This window comes from Streptomyces sp. WELS2, from assembly GCF_013870595.1.
Classification (GTDB): domain Bacteria; phylum Actinomycetota; class Actinomycetes; order Streptomycetales; family Streptomycetaceae; genus Streptomyces.
In genome coordinates this window covers 1-1,138 of sequence record NZ_JACBWZ010001322.1, presented here as the reverse complement: position 1 = coordinate 1,138, position 1,138 = coordinate 1, and the positions used below count along the sequence as shown (strand labels likewise).

The following is a 1,138-nucleotide window of genomic DNA, read 5'->3' as shown; positions in this document are numbered from 1 at the left end:
ACCGTGCCGATCCCCGGCTTCAGGACCGTCGCCCAGGCCGAGGAGAGGTTGCCGGCCGCCACCCGGGGAGCGGAACCGGAGCGCCAGGTGCGCACCGGGTGCACGGAGTTGCCGAGCACGACCAGGAACGAGTCGGTCGTGGGGTCCAGCACGAGCGAGGTGCCGGTGAAGCCGGTGTGGCCGGCCGTGCGCGGAGTGGCCATCGCCCCCATGTACCAGTGCTGGTACAGCTCGAAGCCGAGGCCGTGCGCGTCGCCGGGGAAGGCCGTGTTGAAGTCGGTGAACATCAGCTCCACCGACTCCGGCCGCAGGATCCGGGTCCGGCCGTAACGGCCGCCATTGAGCAGGGTCCGGCCGAGGACCGCCAGGTCCCAGGCGCGGGAGAACACCCCGGCGTGGCCCGCGACACCGCCCAGGCCGTAGGCGTTCTCGTCGTGCACCTCGCCCCACACCAGCCCGCGGTCCAGCCCGGACCACGGCTTGCGGGCGTCCTCGGTGGCCGCGATCCGCGGCTTCCAGGAGGCTGGCGGGCGGTAGCGGGTGCCGTCCAGGCCGAGCGGTCCGGTGACCTCCTCGTACAGCAGCGCGTCGAGCGGGCGGCCGGTGACCGTCTCCAGGACCAGCCCCAGCGTGATCATGTTCAGGTCCGAGTACAGGTACGCGGAGCCCGGCGGGGTGAGGGGTGCCTCGTCCCAGACGAGCCGGAGCTTGTCCTCGCGGGCGGGCGCCGTGTACAGCGGCAGCCAGGCCCGCAGGCCCGAGGTGTGCGTCAGCAGGTGACGGATCGTCACCTGCTGTTTGCCCGCGCGGCCGAAGTCCGGCAGATACGAGGCGACCGTGCCCTCGAGGTCCAGCGCGCCCCGCTCGATCTGCTGCACGGCGAGGAGCGACGTGAACAGCTTGGAGACCGAGGCCAGGTCGAACACGGTGTCCCGGGTCATCGGGAGCTGCCGGTCGGGCGGCAACTCGACGCCGGTGTCCGTCTTCTCGTCGTACGCGGAGTAGCGCACCGCCATGCCGATCGGCTCGTGCAGGGCCACCGTGTCGCCGCGCCCGGCGAGCAGGACGGCGCCCGCGTACCACGGGTGCCGGGGGGAGGGGGCGAGGAACGCCTCCGCGTCCGTGACGAGTTGCCGCA

1 protein-coding gene is annotated in these 1,138 nt (G+C 72.7%); it reads right to left on the bottom strand.

The genetic code is table 11. From position 1 onward, the window contains the following. The coding region (locus H5J33_RS36070; RefSeq protein ID WP_181798874.1) for a serine hydrolase at positions 1–1,138 on the bottom strand (1,138 nt) is incomplete at both ends.